This window comes from Rhodococcus sp. IEGM 1307 (assembly GCF_030056915.1).
GTDB lineage: Bacteria > Actinomycetota > Actinomycetes > Mycobacteriales > Mycobacteriaceae > Rhodococcus_F > Rhodococcus_F opacus_D.
Window position 1 is genome coordinate 48,067 of the sequence record NZ_JASHKW010000020.1, and the last position, 14,359, is coordinate 62,425.

A 14,359-nucleotide genomic window follows, 5' to 3' on the forward strand; every position below is an offset into this window, starting at 1 on the left:
AGGACACACACATGACAATCTGGAACGAACTCGCCGGACTCGACTTCGCGGTCAAGACGGTGGACGCAGCCGGAGTTCCCACCCGGTCGCTACAGGCCGGCGCGGGCGAGGAGGCAGTGATCTTCCTCCACGGCACCAGCGGTCACCTGGAAGCCTTCGCGCGTAACATCGCCGCACATGCTCCGCACTACGAGTGCCACGCGATCGACATGCTGGGCCACGGCTACACGGGCAAACCGGACTACCCGTACGAAATTCCCCGCTATGTAGACCATCTCGTGAACTACCTCGACGCGGTCGGGCTGGACAAGGTCCACCTCGTCGGAGAATCGCTGGGCGGCTGGGTTGCCGCGTACCTCGCAAGTGAGCAGCCCGAGCGAGTGCTGTCGCTGCAACTGCTCGCCGCCGGAGGCACCGTCGCAAACCCCGACGTGATGCAGCGCATTCGCACTTCGACCACCAAGGCCGTCCAGAGCAACGACATCGAACTGACCCGGGCTCGGCTGCACCTGCTGATGCACGATCCGGTCGACGCCACCGAGGAACTGGTGGAGGCCCGGCACCGGATCTACCACCAGCCCGATTTCGTCGCCAACATTCGCAACCTGCTGTCGCTGCAGGACATGGACACACGTCAGCGAAACCTGCTACGGCCCGATCGGCTCGCACGCATCCAGGCACCGACATTGGTCGTATGGGGCCACGAGAACCCCTTCGGGGACGTGCCGGAGGCCGAGCAGATGGCCGCAGACATCGCCGGTGCGCAGCTGCAGCTGTATCCGGAATGCGGCCACTGGCCCCAGCACGAGCAGGCGGCGCTGTACAACCCGCTGAGTCTGGAGTTCCTGGCGAAGGCGTCCGAGCGCGTGAAGAGCGTCGTCTGACCGGAGCCGACAGCACGAAACCGTGAAGCCGGCCGCGTCCTCGAGCGCGGCCGGCTTCGTGCATCGAAAGGTCGGCCAGCGCCTTCGGCGGCCTGACCGACTGTGCCATGTAGTTCAGTCCCCGCCCGGCGACCGCACTCGCCGGAAACGCCGATGTGTTTCCTTTGCGTTTCGAACAAGCCGCACCTACCAGCCACGATGTTCCGCGCGCGTAAATTCTACGACTCGGTCCGCACGGTGGACCCGGTCGATTCACGCCCCATCGAGGTGGCATTAGGTTTCTTCACCACAGCCCCATAAATGACGTCCAGATCACAATAGGAGGTGTACAAACATGGCCTGGCGATCGATACTCGGCAAGGTGACACTTGCCTCCGCGGCGGTGGTTCTCACGGTCTCGACCGGGGCGTGCAGCCGCCCCGCCACGCAGACCACCGCCGATTCCGCCGGCGGTCCGCTCCGGATCGCCGTGGGCATCGACGCGTCGTACGCGCCCTTCTTCGTCGCCGACCAGGAGGGCATGTTCGCCGATGCCGGCCTCGACGTCGAGCTGGTCCAGTTCGGCCGGGGTGGCGAAGCCGTCGACGCGCTCGCGACCGGCCAGGTCCAGCTGGCCGGCAGTTCGGACACCACGACGATCGCGCAGCTACGCCAGAATCCGTCCCTGCGGGCGATGTACTCGTACGAGGTGTCCGGCGACTACCTCAAAGTGGTGTTGCGTAACGGGGTCGACTCGGCCGCTGACATCCGCAAGATGGGTATCGTCCCGGGGCTGAGCCAGATCTCGACCGACAGATACCTCCAGGCCAACGGAGTTCCTGCCGGGTCGGTCGAGACGGTCTCCGCCACCCCCACGGACATGCCGGCGCTCCTCGACCGAGGTGACATCGACGGATACGTCCTGTGGGAACCGTGGCCGGCCACCGCGCTCGCGCAGGGCAGCGGGCACATCACAGCAGTCACCGGTGACTTCGACTGGTTCTACCACCACTGGGCGATCACGACCGAGCCCTGGCTCGACCAGAACGAGGGCACCGCCCGTGCGGTTGCCCGGGTGCTCGTCGACGCCACCGCGCGGGTGGAGTCCGATCCTCGAACCGCAGCCGCCGCGACCAGGACTGCCGTCAACGTAGCCGACGACCAGACCGTCACCGCGGTCGACGAGATCAACTTCGGCGTCGAGAACCTGACCGACAAGAGCATCGAGACCGCACAGTCGATCGTCGACTTCTACAAGAAGATCGGCGTTCTCTCCGAGCAGCCGGATCTGGCCTCGGCCATGCTGCTCGATTGGTACCAGGAGGAAAAGAAATGACCGTCCCCACACGCGGCACAACCGCCGTCCCCAGCGGCGGCACGACCGCCGTTGCATCGGGCGGCCCAGCCGCCGCGCCCAGTCCGGCCAGAACCGTCACCGGCGTCCCTATCCAGATCCGCGATCTGGGCATCAGTTTCGGAGCCGCCGAGATCGTGTCGGGAATCGACCTCGAGGTGCGACCGGGCGAGTTCGTGTGCCTGCTCGGCCCGTCGGGGTGCGGCAAGTCGACACTGTTGTCCGCGATGGCCGGATTCATCGAGCCCCGCGCCGGCGAGATCAGGTGCGACGGCGACGAGGTGAACGGCAGCAACCCACACGCCGGCATGGTCTTCCAGAGTTCCGAGGCCCTGTTCGAGTGGATGACCGTGACCCAGAATGTCGCCTACGGACCCCGGATGCACGGGGCCGGCAAGGCCGACCAGGCGCGCATCGCCGCCGAGTACCTCGCGATGGTCGGTCTCCCACACGCCGGCAAGAAGTTTCCGGCACAGCTGTCGGGCGGTATGCGGCAACGGGTACAGATCGCGAGAGTCCTGGCCAACCAACCGTCGCTGGTGTTGATGGACGAGCCCTTCGGCGCACTCGACGCCCAGACCCGGCAGGTCCTGCAGGTCGAGCTCGACAGAATCTGGCGGCACACCGGGTGCACCGTCGTGTTCGTCACACATGACATCGACGAGGCCCTGACGCTCGCCGACCGTGTCGTGGTGATGTCGGCCGGACCCAAGGCGCGAATCAAGAGCATCTACGAGGTGCACGCACAGCGCCCACGGGACAGGGCGCACCCCGACGTGATCGATATGTACGAGAAGTTGCGTGACGACATCCGCGCCGAGGTCGTGGCCTCGCTCCGCAATCAGGGCATCGAGGAGGACCAGCTATGACCGCAGCGATACAGAACACCGTCCCCACCCGCGGCGAACGAGCGCAACCGGCCCGAACGAGACGCTCGAGCGCAGGTGGGGCCGCCCTGCGCACGGCGGCGCTGTGGGTCGCTTCCGCGGTCATCGGTCTAGGGGTGTGGTCATTCCTCGCCTGGTGGTACGGACCGACGACCGTCGCCTCTCCCGCTCAAGTCGTCACAGCAGCAAGGGAACTGGCGGAAAGCGGTGTCCTCTGGACATCGATCTGGGCGTCGGCACAGCGCATTCTGGTCGGGTGGAGTCTCGGCGTCGTGATCGGCGCCCCCGTCGGCATTCTCATGGGCCGCGTCAACCTCGTGCGTCAACTGCTCGACCCGTATATCGAATTCTTCCGTTTCATCCCCCCGATCGCGTTCGTGACATTGGCGGTGGTGTGGTTCGGCATCGGTGAGACGTCCAAGATAGTGCTGATCTTCTACACGTCGGTGTTCATCGTCACCGTGAGCACGATCGCCGCGACCGTCGCGATCAGCGAGAACAAGCTGCAGGCCGCCGCCAACCTGGGGGCAGGCAAACTGCAGATCATGAAAACCGTGGTGCTGCCGTCGTCGGTGCCGGGCATCGTCACCGGCGCCCGTCTTGCGATGGGCAACAGCTTCCTCACCATCGTCTCCGCCGAGATCGTGGCGGCCGACCACGGCATCGGCTCGATGATCTGGCAGGCCCGGAACTACGGGCGCATCGACTGGACATTCGTGGGCATCATCGTGCTCGGGATCATGGGCTTTCTGTTCGACCGTGTCCTGAGGGTGCTGTCGGGCCGGTACCTGGCGCGGTACGGCGTCAAGTAGCAGTCTTCGTGCCTGCCTGTGCACAGAGCACCGGGTAACGAGTCGTCGGACGACTCCGGCGTCGATAGAACAGAACTACAGGCGGGTCCACCGGCGTTTCTCCTTCGCCGGCGGACCCGCCTTTTCCGTGTTCGTGTCCGTTCCTGTCAGCGGCAGGAATGAACACAGTCTGCTGACCGGACCGGTTTCATTTATCCGGCACGGCAACATGATTAGCGTTGCCGGCATGAACGCTTCGCTCAACGCGTCGACCGGCACGGACCTCGACGTCGACATTCTCATTATCGGTGCCGGCCCGGCCGGTCTCTACGCTGCGTACTACGCCGGATTCCGCGGGCTCCGGGTCGCCGTTCTCGACGCTCTGTCCGAGCCCGGTGGCCAGGTGAGCGCGATGTACCCGGAGAAGGCGATCCTCGACATCGCGGGTTTTCCGGAAGTGAAAGGGCGAGATCTCGTGAATGGATTGCTGGCGCAAGCCGCACCGTTCGATCCGGCATATCTGCTCGGCGAGCAGGCCCGGAGGCTGGATCATGCCGAGGACGGACGTGTCATGATCGGGACGAGCAAGGGACGCACCGTCACCGCCGGTGCGGTCGTGATCACCGGTGGGATCGGGACATTCACGCCACGCCCGCTGGTGAAGGGGCTCGATTTCGTCGACCGCGGTCTCAGCTACTTCGTGCCCGACCTGTCCGCGCACACCGGTAAGGACGTGGTAATCGTGGGCGGCGGCGACAGCGCCTTCGACTGGGCGGTCCACCTCGAGCCGATCGCATCGTCGGTGACCCTGGTGCATCGTCGCGACAAGTTCCGTGCACACGCGGCGACGGTGACGAAGGTCCGTGAGAGCACTGTGCGGATGCTGGTCAACGCGGACATTGCCGAGGTCCGTGGCAACGGCTGGGTCGCAGAGGTGGACGTCGCGCACAAACTCGACGAGACCACCACGACGTTGCCGGCACAAACCATCATCGCCGCTCTAGGATTCACCGCCGACCTCGGGCCGATGACCGAGTGGGGACTCGAGATCGATTCGCGCCACATCGTCGTCAATACCCGAATGGAGACCACCGTGCCGCGCGTATATGCGGCCGGCGACATCACCGACTACCCGGGAAAGGTCCGGCTCATCGCCGTCGGATTCGGTGAGGCCGCGACCGCGGTCAACAACGCCGCGGCCGTCCTCGACCCGGATGCGGAAATCTTCCCGGGCCATTCCACCGAAAAGGAGAGCTGACAATGGCATTCGTCATAGGCGAAGCGTGCATCGACTACATGGACCGCTCCTGCATGGAGGAGTGCCCGGTCGACTGCATCTACGAGGGTGAGCGCAAGCTCTACATCAATCCGAACGAGTGCATCGACTGCGGCGCCTGCGAACTCGCCTGCCCGGTCGAGGCGATCACGGTGGATCGGAAGGCAGACCCCGATTTCAAGGAGGACGCGAAACGTTTCTTCCTCGACGTCCTGCCGACCCGGGCGGAGCCGGTCGGCAATCCGGGCGGCGCCGCGAAGATCGACGTGATCGGCGTGGACACCCCCATGGTCACGGCCTACTGATGGCGATACGGTTCGGCTACGCCGACACGACGTTCGGACAACTGCACTATGCGGAATCGGGCAGTGGCCGGCCGCTCCTCCTGCTGCATCAGACCCCGCGGTCCTGGGACGAGTTCCGCGAGTTGATCCCGCTCCTGGACGACGAGTTCCGGGTTCTCGCCCTGGACATGGTGGGGTTCGGAGCGAGTGCGCCACTCGCTCCGCCGCAGACGATCGAGTCGTTCGCCGACGCCGCCTGGGAGTTCCTCGACGCCGTGAACGCCGGACCGGTGGCGGTCCTCGGACATCACACCGGCGCCGCGGTGGCGATGGAGATGGCCGCCGGCCGCCCCGGTGAAGTCGATGCTGTGGTGCTGTCCTCCTGCCCGTGGACGGAGGGTAACAACCGCAACGGCGAACCGGATTCGGGAGTCGTGGACCGCGCCGTCCGCGAACCCGACGGCAGCCACCTGCAGACCCTGTGGAACCTGAGACGACCGTATTACCCTTCCTCGGCAACGGATTTGCTCGACCGCTTCCTGCGCGACGCCCTCGCGCACGGTGTCGATCCCGCCGAGGGACACCGTGCCTGCGCTCGTTACCACATGGCGGACCGCATCGAAGCGGTGACGGCGCCGGTGCTGCTGCTCGCTGCCGGCGCAGACCCGTTCTCGATGCCCCACCTACCGACGTTGAGGAAACAGTTCACCGGGGCGCGGGTGGTGCTCGAGGAGGTGATCGAGGACGGGACCGTTGCGTTGATCGAGCGAGAGGCACCGCGGGTAGCCGCGGTGGTCCAGTCCTTTCTGAACTCACCGGCCGTGCGGGTCGCGTCCGAAAATTTGGGACGGGTCCGGTGACCGAACCCTGTGGCGTGCGTCTCGCCATTGTTCAGCCCTAGCGTAGCTGTGATCGGGACGAATGCCCCGCCAACCGCCAGGAGGCAGCAGTGACTACAGAGGCGCAGCATTCGGCCGGCCTCGGCCCGGTCGTACCGATCCCCCCGGCACACCGCGTTGCGGGACAAGACATGTCGTCCGTTCTCGGCAAGGCCCGGCTCATTCTCGACGCGTTCGGGAGCGAGCACAGCGACCTCTCGCTCACCGAGCTCGCACGTCGAAGTGGTGTCGCGAAGGCGTCCGTGCACCGGCTGGCCGGCGAACTCGTCGAATGGGGACTCCTCGAGCGGGCGGGCACGAAGTACCGCTTGGGCCTGCGGCTGTTCGAACTCGGACAGCTCGTCCCCCGGCAGCGCATCCTGCGTGACGCCGCCCTGCCCTTCATGGAAGACCTGCTCCTTGCAACGCAGGAGACGGTGCACTTCGCGGTTCGGGACGGCATCGACGTGCTCTACATCGAGAAGATCGTCGGTCACCGCGGATTACAACAGCAGTCGCGGGTGGCGGGCCGGTTGCCGCTGTATTGCACCGCGACCGGGAAGATGATCCTGGCGTTCTCGCCGCAGGCGGTGTTCGACGAAGTGATCGAGCAAGGATTCACCGCTCTCACCGCCCGCACCACGATGTCGGTCGCCGTCCTGCGCCAGCAACTCCACCGCATGCGCAACGAGCAACTCGCAGTCGAAGTCGAAGAAACCCGCATCGGCTACATGAGTGTTGCCGTGCCGGTGTTCAGCGGACCCCGGACCCTCGCCGGAGCCCTGTCGGTAACGGGTCCGACGGCGCGGCTCAACGTCAGCCGGGTTGCCGGCGCCCTACGAACCGCGGGCATCGGGATCTCCCGAGCACTTCACGCGATGCGCTGCGCATACTCGGCGACCGACATGGCCGGCGCCGAGGCATGTACGCCCGCGATGTGCTCGTTCAACGGGTGCGGCCGGTAACCGGTGGTTCGAGGCGGCTGCCGGTCACCCGGACGGTACGGCGTCGGCATCCCAGGTGCCGCGGCCGACCCCACGCGAACGGAGTACCTCCTTGCGGACCTTGCCGGTCTCGGTCAACGGCAGTTCACTGACGAAATCGATGAACCGCGGCAGAGCAAAGTACGCCAGTTGTGTTGCCGCATGGTGCCGTAGGTCCTCGGGGCTCGACTGCATTCCTTCCCGGAGTACCACGGCAGCCATCACTTCGTCCTCGGCGAGTTCCGACGGCACCGGAAAGACCGCGACCTGCGCGACCGCCGGATGCCGCGCCAGGGCCTCCTCGACCTCGGCGGAGGAGATGTTCTCGCCGCGCCGCCGGATGACGTCGCGGACGCGATCGACGAACCGATACCACCCGTCGGGTTCCCGGACCACCCGGTCGCCGGTGTCGATCCAGTCGCCCGCCATGCGGGGAGGCTCGGACAGGTATCCCGTGGCAAATCCTCCGGGAAGGTCTGTGCGGACGACGAGTTCGCCGGGCAGGCCGTCCGCGACGGGGGCGCCGGCGTCGTCGACGACCTTCGCGTCGTAGCCGTCGCGCACCGTTCCGAGATAGCCGGGTCGGCGATCGCCGGGCACAGTTCCGAGAACGAGATTCGTCTCGGTGGTGCCGTAGCCGTCGACGAGTTCGACGCCGAAACGCTCACGGAAGGGAGTCCACAGGCGGGCCGGAGTCGCCGGTGCCAGGGCGCGGGTGGCGCGGTGCTTCTTGTCTTCCACAGCGGGTTCCCGGCCGGTGAGCATCGCGACCATCGCACCGAGCAGGTAGATCACCGTGGCGTCGCTGTCGGCCACCTGCGCCCAGTATCGCCGCACAGAGAAATGTTCACCGAGCACAAATGTTCCTCCCGCAACCAGCGCCTGGAACAGTGTGTTGAGTGCATTCGTGTGGAACAGGGGAAGGCCGTTGTACAGAACGTCGTCGGGTCCCAGCCCCAGCGAGGCTACCACTCCTGCGCCCCACCACAGTGATTGAGCATGCGGGCAGCGGACCCCTTTCGGTTGCCCGGTCGACCCGGATGTAAACAACACCGCCGCCGTGTCGAGCGCGGTTACCGCGGGGTCGGCCGCTCGTCCGGGGGTTCGGCTGTCTCCCGGCCCGGGAACGGACGAAGTGCCGAGTATCCAGGATTCACCGGTGAATCGCGTCTGCCGGAGCCGGGGCAGAAAGGTGGGCTCGATCAACAGGTGGCCCGCCCCGGACTGCTCGAGCACGCTGTCGAGGGCGGCGCCACGCAGTGCTGTGTTCAATGGCACCGTGACCGCTCCTAGCCAACTACAGCCGAGCAGCAGATCGATCAATTCGATGCGGTTGGCGCACATCGCCGCCACCGCGTCACCCCGGCCGATCCCATGTCTGGACAGCGCCTCGGCCGACGTTGCGGCTCGCTGCACGAGTTCGCGATAGGACACCTCCACGTCCCCGGCCCGGACGGCGAGATGATCGCCCCGCTCGGTGGCACGCTGAACGAGCAGGGACGGAATCGTCATCGCCGCCGGCAGCGGCAGAGCATCGGATTCGGGCGTCACGGGTGTCACCTTCTTTCGGCGAACGAGCGATGGCGGCCGGTCACGGTACGACGACCGCGCGGCCGGCGACCTTCCCTTCACGCATCATCTGCAGCGCAAACGCGATGTCGTCGAGCGGAAACTCCTGAACCGCCATGCCGATCTCGCCGTCGACGTGGCGCCGAATGAGGTCGGGTGCGAGTTCTGCCTGTCGCGCACTCTTGCGAATCATGTTGACCGGCAGCAACTGTACATCTTTGAGCAGCCAGTTCGGCAAATCGATCGTGAGTTCGGTCCCCAGCGTGTAGCCGATCAGTGCGGCCCGCCCGCCGGGTAGGACGCGCTCGAGCAGGTACGGCAGCGAGTCGCCGCCGAGGGTGTCGACGAGCACGTCCGCCACTGGATCGGGCCCCAGCGTGTCGGCCAGTTCAGATCCACGGCCGACGACCGGTCGGACGCCGTCGGGGACGAGTGGTACCTGGTCGGCTCGCGGCACCACACCGATCACGTCGGCGCCGGCGAGGAGCGCGAACTGTGCAGCCATGGACCCGACCGCGCCGGCGGCGCCGGACACGACGACCCGCTCACCGGCGGCGACGCGGGCGATGTCGTGGACCGCGACGAAACCGGTTGTGCTCGGGAGAAAGAACGTGGCCGCGATCGCCGGTTCGAGGGCCGAATCGAACGGTGTGAAGACCTTGTCGGCGGCCACGAGGTATTCGGCCCAGCATCCGGGCTTGAAGAGGCCGACTCCGCCACCCCGGACCAGCACCCGAGTACCGGCGTCGAAAGTATCCGATTCGATCACGGTGCCGGCCCCGTCGGTGCCTCCGACGTGTGGCAGGGCCGGCTTGATGTCGAAGTTCCCGCTGCCGACGGTGAGGTCGAGGTGCCCCAGCGCCGCCGCGTCGATCCGGACGAGGGTCTGTCCGGGTTTCCGGGTCGGCACCTCGACGTCGTCGATGATCGGGTCGTGTCCGAATGTGTGAAAGCGGGCTGCACGCATGTTCTGTCCTTCGGGAGTGCTGTCGAGTGGAAAAGCCTGATCGAAGTGACCGGCTCAGGTGAGGACCGAGTCGGCTCGCAGCCGCGCAACGGTCTCCGCGGAGTAACCGGTGACCTCGCGGAGCACGGCATCGGTGTCCGCGCCCAGCACCGGCGCCGGTTGCCGGATCGTGACGGCTTTCCCGACCCGGATCGGAGCGCCCTGGTGGAGAAAGGCTCCCGCACGGGGATGGACTGCGGGCACGTAGTAACCGCGGGCACGCAGATGCGGATCGGCTTCGACGAGGTCCCGCCCGTTCTGCACGGACCCGGCGGGGACGCCCGCCTGCTGGAGTTGCTCAGCGACGAGATCGGCAGGCCGCGGCGACGTCCATGCCGTGATCGCTGCCGCGATGTCGGCTTCGTGCGCCCGTCGCGCCCCGGGCGTGCGGAAACGCTCGTCCGTGGCCCATCGCGGGCGGCCGATCACCGCGCACAATCTGGTCCAGTCCGCGTCGTCACGAACGGTGACCGCGCACCAGCGGTCGGGTCCGAGGCAGCGGAAGACACCGTGCGGTGACATGTCGGGATGAGCATTGCCGAGCGGAACGGGAAGCTGTCCGGCGCCCGTCGCCTGCACGACACTGGTGCCCATGTGTGACGCCATCGCCTCCAGTTGGGAGAGATCGACGTGCTGACCGCGGCCCGTGCGGCCTCGGTGCTCGAGGGCGGCGAGAACCGCTGCGGCGCCGTGTAATCCTGCAACGATGTCGCCATGACCGTAGATCACTCCGACGACGTCATCGGCACTCCACCCGGTGAGAGCGGTCAGTCCGGTGGCCGCGGAGACGATGTCCGCGTAGGTGACCCAATCGCGTCGCGGTCCGGTGTGGCCGGTCCCCGACATGGAGACGTACACGATGTCCGGACGTAAGGACCGCAGTCGTTCGTACCCGAAGCCCATCTTCTCCATCACCGAGGAACTGAAGTTCTCGACCACCACGTCGGACTGCGCCACGAGGTCGGCGAGCACGGCCAGTCCTGCCTCGGAACGAGTGTCCAGGGTGATGCTGCGCTTGTTCCTGTTGACGTCGTTGAAGTACCCGCTGGCGTTCGGGTCGTCGTGTGGTCCGCGGGACAGGTGCATGAACGGCGCGAACCGTGTCGGGTCGGGTCGGCCCGACGACTCGACTTTGATGACGTCGGCGCCGTGGTCCGCCAGGATCTGAGTGCAGTAGGGACCGGCGAGAACCCAGGTGAGGTCCAGGACCCGGACGCCCGACAGGGGCAGCAGGTCAGGCCCGGATGCGGTCACGGTCGGTTCGAGGACTTCGGGTTCCGGCTCGTAGAGGAGGAACTGGTGCGCACCGATCGGCGGGACCGGCAGGGCCCGGGTCCTCCCTCCTTCCGGGAAGGGGAAGGAGAAGCCCAGATCTCGTACGGTGGACCCGGGCTCGTCGACGTCGACGAAGAAGTCGCGGGCCTGGAGTTGGGGGTTGGACAACAGTTCGTCCGGTCGGACGACGGCGGACCACGGCAGCTTGCGTTGTTGCGCCGCCCGCGCGAAGTCCTCCTTCGGCCACTTGTCGAGGAAACCCTGCAGCACGGCGAAGATGTGGTCCTGGTGCTCTTTCCGCTCGACGGGGTCAGCCCATTTCGGGTCGTCCAGATCCTCCTGGGCACCCTCCTCGACCAGCCAGGAGACCAGCGCGTCCCACATTCGGGGACTTCCGCCGAGCCCGCCACCGACATAGCCGTCGGCGGCCCGGAACAGGCCGTGCGGTACCAACGGGTGCACCCGGCCGGGTCGGTCCGGGACGCGATCCTCGTGGAGATAGGCCAGGGCGCCGGCCTCGAGGCCTGCCGCCACACATTCCTGTGCGGAGACGTCGATCAGGGGGACCGGGCCCTGACGCCGCGACCGGAGTCCGAGCAACACCGCGATCGCGGCGTTCACCCCTGCCAGCTGTTCGGCTTGGCCCTGAGGTAGCGACAGCGGGGGCCCATCAGGTTCACCCACTTGAGCGAGCATTCCGCCGAGGGCCGCGAGCGTCAGGTCGGTGGCGCACCACTGGCGGCGCGGACCGTCGACGCCGAAGGATGTGACTCGTACGTGAACGACCGATCCCGGTGCCGGCTCGATCGGCTCGTCGCCGACGGCGCTGCCATCGAGGTAAACGTCCGCCCCGGCCACCAGGTGCGCCAGTTCCGCACGGCCCACGGCTGTCTCGACGTCGATCGTGACGGATTTCTTTCCGGCGTGCCAGTGCGTGAATGCGTGGCCGTCCAGTTCCCGTCGGGTCGGATCGCCCTCCGGCGGTTCGATCAGAACGACCTCGTATCCCAGTCCGACCAGGATGCGGCCGGCGAATCGGCTCAGCGGGCTGGACAACTCCACCACGCGAATTGCGCTTTCCACCAGAAGGACTCCGTTTCATTGTTCCCAGCGGGCGTCCGCCCGTTCACTGGAACCGAACCTACGTCGCGTTCTCGTACCAGTGAATCGATCTGTTCTGCTGACCGAACCGGACGGACGCGCCGTCGCCGAGGGTCATGCCGGGGGTTGGTTCACGTGGGCTGTGACCCACCCACGGAGCAGAACGCGCGAGGTATCGACTTCTCCTGTGATCTTGCCCTGGCCTCGGAAGAAGGTGACCAGTTGATTCGCCCGTGCCACGTCGTCGTCGGTGAAGTCGCGCACTCCGAAATCGATCTGGGAGACGGTCCGACGGGCCTCGGCCGGATCCATCTGGATCGAGTCGGAGATCGCCTTGGCAGCCCGGTCCGGGTCGGCATCGGTAATTGCAGCAGCCTCGGCGATCACGTCGAAGACCCGGGCCGCGACGTCCTCGTTCGCCGACAACCACGAATCGGACGCCAGGATCCACTGTGAATACTTGGCGCCGAAGTCACCGGTCGTCGCGACGACACGACCGCCTGTCCCCACGGCCTGCTCGACCCACGGATCGAACGACAGGAATCCGTCGATGTCACCGCGAGCGAGCAGCGCCGGTTGCTCGGGTGGACTGGTGTTCACGAGCTTGACCGATGCCGGATCTCGCCCGAGGCTCCGCAGATACAAGTCGGTGAAGTAGAGCCCGATACCGGGGAACACACCCATCGTCTCGATGTCCTTCGGCTCCACACCCTCGCGCAGGACCACCTGGAAGTAGCGGTCGGAATCCTCGAACACCCCGAGCGCGCGCAGCGACGGATTCGCGGCCATGACGGTGAGCGCCGTGGAGTCGGCGTTTCCGGACAATTCCGAAGTCCCTGCCACCACGTTCTGCGCGCCGGCCGCTCCGCCTTCGGTCTGCATCACCTGAACGTCCAGTCCGGCGTCGTCGAACATGCCCTCGGCGTCGGCCAGGAAAATCGGCGCGTACGACGGGTCGACGCCCACGGAGATGCGGATCAGCCCGCTCCCCTGCGCTGCTTCGGTCGCGGGCCGGGTACAGGACGTCGAGGCGACGGTGAGGGCCGCCAGTGCCGCGACGGCGAGAAACGCTCGCCGTCCGATCGAGTGTGTCATGAGCATCCTTCGGGTGAGGTGACGAGCAGGGTCAGCGACCAGTGAAATGCGGCGGTCGCTTGTCGAGGAAGGCTTGTAGACCCTCGGCGGCGTCGGCCGTGCGAATGAGGTCGAGAACACCCGCAAACTCCGCGTCCAGTGCCTGATCGAGTGGGAGTGTCCGCCCCGCTTCGACCACCCGCTTGAGGAGGCCGATTGCGGCCGTCGGTCTCGCCGCCCACTCGGCGGCGAGACGGTCTATCCGCGCGTCGAATTCGTCGTCGGGTACCACCTCGTCCACCAAGCCGATCTGCCGGGCCTCGTCGGCAGACAGGCGCCGACCCTCCATCATGAGGAGCTTCGCTCGATGCGCGCCGAGCAAGCGGGGCAAGCGCTGACTGCCGCCGGCCCCGGGAAACAGTCCGAGGCCGATTTCCGGGAACCCGATCGACGCCGACGCCGCCATCACCCGCACGTCACAGGCCAGTGACAACTCCGCTCCGCCGCCGAGTGCGTGCCCGTTGAGGGCTGCCAGCACGGGTTTCGGAGCGGTCTCGAGGACCTGCTGCACCTCGATCCAGGGCCGCATCGCGTGCTGCGTCTCCTCCGACAGTTCGCGCATCACTCGGATGTCGGCGCCGGCCACGAAGAAGCGTCCCGTTCCGCGCAGCACGATGCACCGCACGTCGGTGTTCGCCGCCAGCGGCTTCAGGGTGTCGAGCAATTCCGCTATCAGCGCAGGATCGAAAGCGTTGGCAGGCGGTCGCTCGATGCGCACGACCGCCACGGCGTCGGCCACAGCGGCATGGACCGACGCGGCGAGCGGAGGGAAGGAAGGCGTCATCTGTACTCCATGGGTCGGTCGACTGGAACTGAGAATTCGAGTATCGGTACCCGCGCGCCCCGGCACACCTCCAACGGTCCGGTAGGCGAACCCGCGACACGAAACCGGGCCGGGGACGCGAAGCATTTCGCCGAATCGCATGGACTCTACGTCTCGACGCCTGAGAAACCGGGA

13 protein-coding genes are annotated in these 14,359 nt (G+C 66.6%); 8 read left to right on the plus strand and 5 right to left on the minus strand.

Translation table 11 applies throughout. The features are described 5' to 3' along the window. Positions 1 to 11: 11 nt before the first annotated feature. The 8 genes from QM841_RS31550 (at position 12) to QM841_RS31585 (ending at position 7,298) form a co-directional block, all read left to right on the plus strand. Positions 12 to 884: an alpha/beta fold hydrolase gene (locus QM841_RS31550; protein WP_283335005.1), complete on the plus strand. Its 873-nt coding sequence runs from the start codon at positions 12 to 14 to the stop codon at positions 882 to 884. A gap of 334 nt (positions 885 to 1,218) precedes the next feature. Beyond that, positions 1,219 to 2,199 (plus strand): ABC transporter substrate-binding protein, encoded by a 981-nt coding sequence (locus QM841_RS31555; RefSeq protein ID WP_283335006.1) that lies wholly within the window; start codon positions 1,219 to 1,221, stop codon positions 2,197 to 2,199. Beyond that, positions 2,196 to 3,086 carry an ABC transporter ATP-binding protein gene (locus QM841_RS31560; RefSeq protein ID WP_280780161.1) on the plus strand — a complete coding sequence of 297 codons (891 nt, stop codon included), beginning with the start codon at positions 2,196 to 2,198 and terminating at the stop codon, positions 3,084 to 3,086. The genes QM841_RS31555 and QM841_RS31560 overlap by 4 nt, the downstream gene beginning before the upstream one ends. Beyond that, entirely contained in the window at positions 3,083 to 3,916 is an 834-nt protein-coding gene (locus tag QM841_RS31565; RefSeq protein ID WP_283335007.1) for an ABC transporter permease, read from the plus strand. Before QM841_RS31560 ends, QM841_RS31565 begins: the two co-directional genes overlap by 4 nt. A gap of 226 nt (positions 3,917 to 4,142) precedes the next feature. Further along, positions 4,143 to 5,153 carry an NAD(P)/FAD-dependent oxidoreductase gene (locus QM841_RS31570; RefSeq protein ID WP_283335008.1) on the plus strand — a complete coding sequence of 337 codons (1,011 nt, stop codon included), beginning with the start codon at positions 4,143 to 4,145 and terminating at the stop codon, positions 5,151 to 5,153. Between the two features lie 2 nt (positions 5,154 to 5,155). Beyond that, positions 5,156 to 5,476 (plus strand): DUF362 domain-containing protein, encoded by a 321-nt coding sequence (locus QM841_RS31575; protein ID WP_283335009.1) that lies wholly within the window; start codon positions 5,156 to 5,158, stop codon positions 5,474 to 5,476. After that, complete coding sequence (locus tag QM841_RS31580) at positions 5,476 to 6,315, plus strand: alpha/beta fold hydrolase (RefSeq protein ID WP_283335010.1); 840 nt, start codon at positions 5,476 to 5,478, stop codon at positions 6,313 to 6,315. The genes QM841_RS31575 and QM841_RS31580 overlap by 1 nt, the downstream gene beginning before the upstream one ends. A gap of 89 nt (positions 6,316 to 6,404) precedes the next feature. Continuing rightward, positions 6,405 to 7,298: an IclR family transcriptional regulator gene (locus QM841_RS31585; protein WP_283335011.1), complete on the plus strand. Its 894-nt coding sequence runs from the start codon at positions 6,405 to 6,407 to the stop codon at positions 7,296 to 7,298. 24 nt (positions 7,299 to 7,322) lie between these two features. On the opposite strand, the gene QM841_RS31590 is transcribed toward QM841_RS31585, so the two are convergent. From QM841_RS31590 to QM841_RS31610, 5 genes are all read right to left on the minus strand, one after another. Continuing rightward, positions 7,323 to 8,867, minus strand: coding sequence for an AMP-binding protein (locus QM841_RS31590; RefSeq protein WP_283335012.1), 1,545 nt, complete (start codon positions 8,865 to 8,867; stop codon positions 7,323 to 7,325). 40 nt (positions 8,868 to 8,907) lie between these two features. Then, positions 8,908 to 9,852: a quinone oxidoreductase family protein gene (locus tag QM841_RS31595; RefSeq protein ID WP_283335013.1), complete on the minus strand. Its 945-nt coding sequence runs from the start codon at positions 9,850 to 9,852 to the stop codon at positions 8,908 to 8,910. A 54-nt stretch (positions 9,853 to 9,906) separates the two neighbouring features. Then, positions 9,907 to 12,249, minus strand: a complete 2,343-nt coding sequence (locus QM841_RS31600; protein ID WP_283335014.1) for a CaiB/BaiF CoA-transferase family protein — start codon at positions 12,247 to 12,249, stop codon at positions 9,907 to 9,909. Between the two features lie 132 nt (positions 12,250 to 12,381). Beyond that, positions 12,382 to 13,362 carry an ABC transporter substrate-binding protein gene (locus tag QM841_RS31605; protein WP_280780152.1) on the minus strand — a complete coding sequence of 327 codons (981 nt, stop codon included), beginning with the start codon at positions 13,360 to 13,362 and terminating at the stop codon, positions 12,382 to 12,384. Between the two features lie 31 nt (positions 13,363 to 13,393). Beyond that, the gene (locus tag QM841_RS31610; RefSeq protein ID WP_283335015.1) at positions 13,394 to 14,185 is read right to left on the minus strand and encodes an enoyl-CoA hydratase/isomerase family protein; all 792 of its coding nucleotides are present in this window, start codon (positions 14,183 to 14,185) and stop codon (positions 13,394 to 13,396) included. Positions 14,186 to 14,359 lie beyond the last annotated feature (174 nt).

Bases quoted from the DNA above. Each gene is read 5' to 3' on its own strand.
- QM841_RS31550 (WP_283335005.1), top strand. From the start codon at position 12: ATGACAATCTGGAACGAACTCGCCGGACTCGACTTCGCGGTCAAGACG.
- QM841_RS31555 (WP_283335006.1), top strand. From the start codon at position 1,219: ATGGCCTGGCGATCGATACTCGGCAAGGTGACACTTGCCTCCGCGGCG.
- QM841_RS31560 (WP_280780161.1), top strand. From the start codon at position 2,196: ATGACCGTCCCCACACGCGGCACAACCGCCGTCCCCAGCGGCGGCACG.
- QM841_RS31565 (WP_283335007.1), top strand. From the start codon at position 3,083: ATGACCGCAGCGATACAGAACACCGTCCCCACCCGCGGCGAACGAGCG.
- QM841_RS31570 (WP_283335008.1), top strand. From the start codon at position 4,143: ATGAACGCTTCGCTCAACGCGTCGACCGGCACGGACCTCGACGTCGAC.
- QM841_RS31575 (WP_283335009.1), top strand. From the start codon at position 5,156: ATGGCATTCGTCATAGGCGAAGCGTGCATCGACTACATGGACCGCTCC.
- QM841_RS31580 (WP_283335010.1), top strand. From the start codon at position 5,476: ATGGCGATACGGTTCGGCTACGCCGACACGACGTTCGGACAACTGCAC.
- QM841_RS31595 (WP_283335013.1), bottom strand. From the start codon at position 9,852: ATGCGTGCAGCCCGCTTTCACACATTCGGACACGACCCGATCATCGAC.
- QM841_RS31605 (WP_280780152.1), bottom strand. From the start codon at position 13,362: ATGACACACTCGATCGGACGGCGAGCGTTTCTCGCCGTCGCGGCACTG.
- QM841_RS31610 (WP_283335015.1), bottom strand. From the start codon at position 14,185: ATGACGCCTTCCTTCCCTCCGCTCGCCGCGTCGGTCCATGCCGCTGTG.